Origin of the sequence: Winogradskyella rapida (genome assembly GCF_042675845.1) — a bacterium.
GTDB lineage: Bacteria > Bacteroidota > Bacteroidia > Flavobacteriales > Flavobacteriaceae > Winogradskyella > Winogradskyella rapida.
Genome location: NZ_JBHTKM010000055.1, coordinates 4,211 through 9,159 on the forward strand (window position 1 = coordinate 4,211; position 4,949 = coordinate 9,159).

A 4,949-nucleotide genomic window follows, 5' to 3' on the forward strand; every position below is an offset into this window, starting at 1 on the left:
CATATTTTCGCCATAATAATCTGGAAAATTTAATGGAGCTTTAAATTCCGAGTGAAATGAATTCCAATCAGTCAATTTTTTATCAATTTTGAATGTTATCATTTCGTTTCTCAAATTACACACAACGTGTTTGTATATGGTTTGTTGCGTGGTTTAAGTGACTAATTTAGTAAATAATTACCAACCAAGAAAGTCCGCGAGGACTTTCGCAAGTAGGCAAAAAGCCAGCAATAAATTATATACGGTGTTACCACACGTTTTTATTTTTTATTTCAGATAATCAGTTTTTCAAGATGATTTCTGATTGAGAATAGAAAAATCAAAAGAGTTATCAAATTTGTCTTGAAATTCACGTATTCCTTTTTTCTATATGTTTTTATTATTATATAAATTAAAAATCCGCCAACAAGTATAATTGGAAGATAATTTAAAATTAAGTCAACGTACCATAACTCAGCAATTCTGCTCGAATTTGCTCCAGAACCATAAATCAGAAAAAATGCAAGTATCTCAATTAAAATCAGAAGTAGTACAACCCCAAAAAAGAGAACTGACCTAATTCCAATTCCGAGATAATTTGTCTTTATTTTAAAAAACTCCACAGTTTTCAATTTAGCCTTTTATTTTCCAAAATATCATAACCAAAAAATCCTTTTCTGACTTCTAATTCCACATTATTATAAAAGTTCATTTTTTCATAGTATTCGTGATTAAACACTAATTCTTTTATTTTTCCTTCATAATTGATTCGGAAAGTTGGTTTTCTTTCGTCTCTGTGATACTTTCTACCAGGTAAAGATGAGCGTTCAACAATTTCAAACGTTTCTGTTGTAGGTGTTTTCTCAGCAAAGTAGTAATTCGTTAACATAAAAATTGAGCAAGCAATAAACCCATAGCTTAAAAGATACTGCATACCAGAATAAAAGTAAAGTCCAATTCCTTTTTTCTTATAAGTTTTTCCGTAATTCGTGAAGTCAACCCCAAAAGTTATAATTCCCACAACTAAAATAATTCCGATTAAAATTGAAACGTCAATTATTGTATTCCGAAATATAGTGACTTGCCAAGCCATTAAAAATAATCCTAAAAACAGAATTGTTGCATAATATATTTTTCGTTGTTTTTTCGTCATTTTCGGCAATGTGTGGTAACGTGTTTGTGTATGGTTAGTTGCGTGGTTAAGCAACTAAGTTAGCAAACTTTAACGAACCCGTGAAAATTCCGCAGGAATTTTCGCAAGTAGGGAAGAACAAAGCAATTAATTATACACGGTGTTGTGCATAGTATTTTATTCTTTGCATATTTTCCCAGTCATTTGTTGTGTTTCTCCATTAACACTTAATGTTGATTTAAAATAGAAACACTTTCCTTCTATTTTTACCAATTCATTCAAAACTCCGTTATTGTTATTCAAGAATTTTTGATATTCGGTTAATTCCATTTTCGATTCGTCATACTTGAGTCGATAAGTACAGTCATCAATCCATTCAATTATCTCGTAAGCAGTTTTATTGTAATCAGTTCCAAGAATATTTTTTGGGTCTTCTATTATTTCAGTTTGTTGATTTCCATTTCGAATTATTTTATAAGGCAGAATTGTTTCATTATCCGCTGGAACATAGAAATTTCCATTTTTAAAATCCGAACAAGTCAATTCCTGCGCATTGATTTTAAGTCCGATTAAAAGAAATATAACGATTAAGATTGTAGTTTTTTTCATTCAGCGTTCTGTTATTCATATTTTATAAACTCCCAAGGAATCTCCTTTTTAAAAGTCTTAATACATTCTTCCATTAATTCAAGAGAAATATTTTCTTTAAAAACTCGTATTGTTCTGGTTTTATCTGTGTCATCCCTAAAAATTTCCGCAATTAATTTGTTATTTTGATAGATTTCAACTCCTATTCCGTCACGCTCATTAACATCACTTGCAATTATAGCTCTATCTATATTTTCTTTCATTTACGCTCGGTTCGGATATTATGTACAACGTGTTTGTGTATGGTTAGTTGCGTGGTTGAGCAACTAAGTTAGCAAACTTTTACGAACCCGTGAAAATTCCGCAGGAATTTTCGCAAGTAAGCTCTAAAAAGCAATTAATTATACACGGTGTTAGCAGCCGGCTTTTAATTTTACACAATTTCATTGAACAACTCTAACATTGATTTTAGCGTATAACTCCTTATCAGTGTCCAATTAGTTTTTTCACGTTCAGATTGGCCGTAAAGCTTTTTAAAATTAAAGCAGAGTAGAGTGAGTAGTTTGTTGGCTTTCTATAATGATCTTTTAATCTAATTTCTAATGGTTTCTATTATCCAGCGCTGTTAATCCGTGATGTTAAACAATTCTACTTATTCACCTGTGTAATCAATCCAACGTTGTTGCTCCGTATTACTTGTCAATTTAACTTATCCAACTGAGTGGTTAATCCTGCGTTAATATTCCGTATTGCTTATCACGTTTGATTATCCAGATGAGAATTTAATCGTGACTAGGAATAAAAAACTCTCTGGTAAGGAAAGAGATTAGCAAAACGTGACTGCTTGCTGCTAACGTGTTTGTATATGGTTTGTTGCGTGTTTTAAGCACCTAATTTAGCAAATAAAAACCGAATAGAAAATCCGCGAGGATTTTCGTAAGTAGGCGAGAAGCCAGCAATAAATTATATACGGTGTTGTAGCACGTTTTTTAATAGTTTCCTTTTCCTTCTATACAATGTCTTATTCCTCCTTTAGGATTTTTCATATCTCCTTGATATCTTGGGATAATATGACAGTGAAAATGCATTACAGATTGTCCCGCAACTTTTCCACAATTCATTCCGATATTATAACCATCAGGATTATATTCATTTTCTATAATTTCTTTTGCTTTATCGATTAATTCGGTTAATTCATTGCGTTCATTTTTATCTAACTCAAAATAGTCTAATTTTTCTTTGTTAGAAATAATTAAAATATGACCTGGTGAAACTGGATAGCCATCTTTTATTAAGAAAAAATATTTTCCCTGATGAATTATTCTATTTTTTTCAATGTTACTAAATACACTCATTAGAAATTTCCATTTAATTCAAATTCTGGTTTCCAAGTAATAATTGCAGAATTTAATGCTAATTGATATTGTTTATTTAAAAATTCTATCCTTTTTTGTTTTGTATTACCTGTTTGATTAATAATTGTTTCTGCTAAAGGATGTTTACTTTGAATATAAAATTCATTACGATTAAATAATCTTTGTAAAAATCTTTTTTCTGGAATTTTAGCTGATTTATTTCTGTTAACATCTTTATTTGCTAAAACAAGATTCCAAACTCCATTTATGTTTGCTCCAAATTCATTATGAATTGTTTTGTTGATGTGTGGGAAAAAATGGTCAACTTCACATAAATTAGCAGAACCACTTACAACCGAAATATTTTGAAAACTATAAAAGCATTTTCCTTTTTGATATCCATTTAAAGAATCTCTAACTGAAGTTATATCAGTTCTTCTCATAAAATCATTTTCTAAAAAGAATAAGGATTTATCTTCATCATATTTAACCTCAAGTAATTTAGGATTTAAATTAAGATTCCAAGCTGTTTCAACTAAATTCCAGCGAGCTTCAACTTCTTGATTAAAATTTTGGAAATGAAAAGATTCTTTCAGTTTTAAAAGATTGTCTTTAATAACTATTTCTTTTTTACCTGATTTGTAATTTTTTTCATAAAAAATATCAGGAATTTGTGCTCCGTTTAGATTTTGAAATGCATCTACTACATTCACAAAACCTAATTTTTCAGTTTTTGACCATAGCTCGTTATCCGAAATTTCTCCTTTTATATGATTTCTACAAACATTTAAAAAACTACTTGATTTTGAGTTTCCTTGTTTATCGTTTTCTTTTAAATGTTCAATGATATTTTTAGAAAATGGCTTTGATAATTCCGTTAGTGAAATTTTGGTTGTTTCCTTATCTACCAGTTCTAATAGACTTTTGGCAAACGCAAATTTATAAGTAGCACTATTTTTTCCAAATAGAATTAAAGCTCTCCATTGAGATTCTAAACTTGGGTCATTTATTTGAAATTGTGTCATTTAGTTCGTTTCTCAAATGTGCTACAACGTGTTTGTGTATGGTTAGTTGCGTGGTTAAGCAACTAAGTTAGCAAACTTTAACGAACCTGTGAATATTCCGCAGGAATATTCACAAGTAGGGAAGAACCTAGCAATTAATTATACACGGTGTTGGCAGCCGTGCTTATTTTTTTATAAGCTATGTTTTTAAGAAATGATAATTTGATATACTCCAATTAGCTATCTAATTAACTTAAACATTAAATAAATCGACAGGTAATCTGTTTTTAGTCCTGCGTTGTTGCTAATCAGATTCACATTTTACATTCAGCTTGTAAATCCTGGGTTATGTTGCTTTTAGCTTGTTAAACTTCTCAAAAAGTAGTTTTATGTTTAAAACTAAATTAAAATTGTCGTCTCTAGTCTTTCTGATTTTACTGACTTAAAATTCTAAAAAAAAAATCGCGAAAAAGAAACTAGGCTTTTTTTGTTTAATGTAAGTGATTTTAAAATGTTCAGTTAAGGTTTAATTCGAGCGAAATTGTCCAGTCTTTGGTTTAATCAGCAGTTTTTACCACAATATATTCGATAAGCTTTAAATCCATCGTTTTGAGTTTCCAAATAAAGGTTCTTTGATGACTCGAATAAAGAAAGCCTAAAGTTGGGGTAGGCAAAGACTTTTGCTGTCAGGGTGCATTGCTGCCAACGTGTTTGTATATGGTTTGTTGCGTGGTTAAGCAACTAAGTTAACAAATAAAAACCGAATAGAAAATCCGCGAGGATTTTCGTAAGTAGGCTAGAACCAAGCAATAAATTATATACGGTGTTACCTGTAGGCTTTTCTGTTTTTCGTAATTAAATAAATTCCAACTATTATAAATAAAGAAGAAA

General features: G+C 30.1%; 6 protein-coding genes. All 6 read right to left on the bottom strand.

The window, feature by feature from the left end:
* Positions 1-102, bottom strand: a 102-nt coding sequence (locus tag ACFQ13_RS07255) for a barstar family protein (protein WP_386115725.1), incomplete at its 3' end; no start/stop codon positions are given.
* 505 nt (positions 103-607) lie between these two features.
* On the bottom strand, positions 608-1,132 hold the full coding sequence (locus tag ACFQ13_RS07260) for a hypothetical protein (RefSeq protein WP_386115700.1): 525 nt from the start codon (positions 1,130-1,132) through the stop codon (positions 608-610).
* 156 nt (positions 1,133-1,288) lie between these two features.
* Positions 1,289-1,720, bottom strand: a complete 432-nt coding sequence (locus ACFQ13_RS07265; RefSeq protein WP_386115701.1) for a hypothetical protein — start codon at positions 1,718-1,720, stop codon at positions 1,289-1,291.
* An 11-nt stretch (positions 1,721-1,731) separates the two neighbouring features.
* Positions 1,732-1,962, bottom strand: coding sequence for a hypothetical protein (locus tag ACFQ13_RS07270; RefSeq protein ID WP_386115704.1), 231 nt, complete (start codon positions 1,960-1,962; stop codon positions 1,732-1,734).
* Positions 1,963-2,688: 726 nt separating this feature from the next.
* The gene (locus ACFQ13_RS07275; RefSeq protein ID WP_386115705.1) at positions 2,689-3,054 is read right to left on the bottom strand and encodes an HIT family protein; all 366 of its coding nucleotides are present in this window, start codon (positions 3,052-3,054) and stop codon (positions 2,689-2,691) included.
* Entirely contained in the window at positions 3,054-4,079 is a 1,026-nt protein-coding gene (locus ACFQ13_RS07280; protein ID WP_386115707.1) for an HNH endonuclease, read from the bottom strand. Before ACFQ13_RS07280 ends, ACFQ13_RS07275 begins: the two co-directional genes overlap by 1 nt.
* Positions 4,080-4,949 lie beyond the last annotated feature (870 nt).

Coding starts and splice junctions, on each gene's coding strand:
- ACFQ13_RS07280 (WP_386115707.1), bottom strand. CDS start 4,079: ATGACACAATTTCAAATAAATGACCCAAGTTTAGAATCTCAATGGAGA.
- ACFQ13_RS07265 (WP_386115701.1), bottom strand. CDS start 1,720: ATGAAAAAAACTACAATCTTAATCGTTATATTTCTTTTAATCGGACTT.
- ACFQ13_RS07260 (WP_386115700.1), bottom strand. CDS start 1,132: ATGACGAAAAAACAACGAAAAATATATTATGCAACAATTCTGTTTTTA.
- ACFQ13_RS07275 (WP_386115705.1), bottom strand. CDS start 3,054: ATGAGTGTATTTAGTAACATTGAAAAAAATAGAATAATTCATCAGGGA.
- ACFQ13_RS07270 (WP_386115704.1), bottom strand. CDS start 1,962: ATGAAAGAAAATATAGATAGAGCTATAATTGCAAGTGATGTTAATGAG.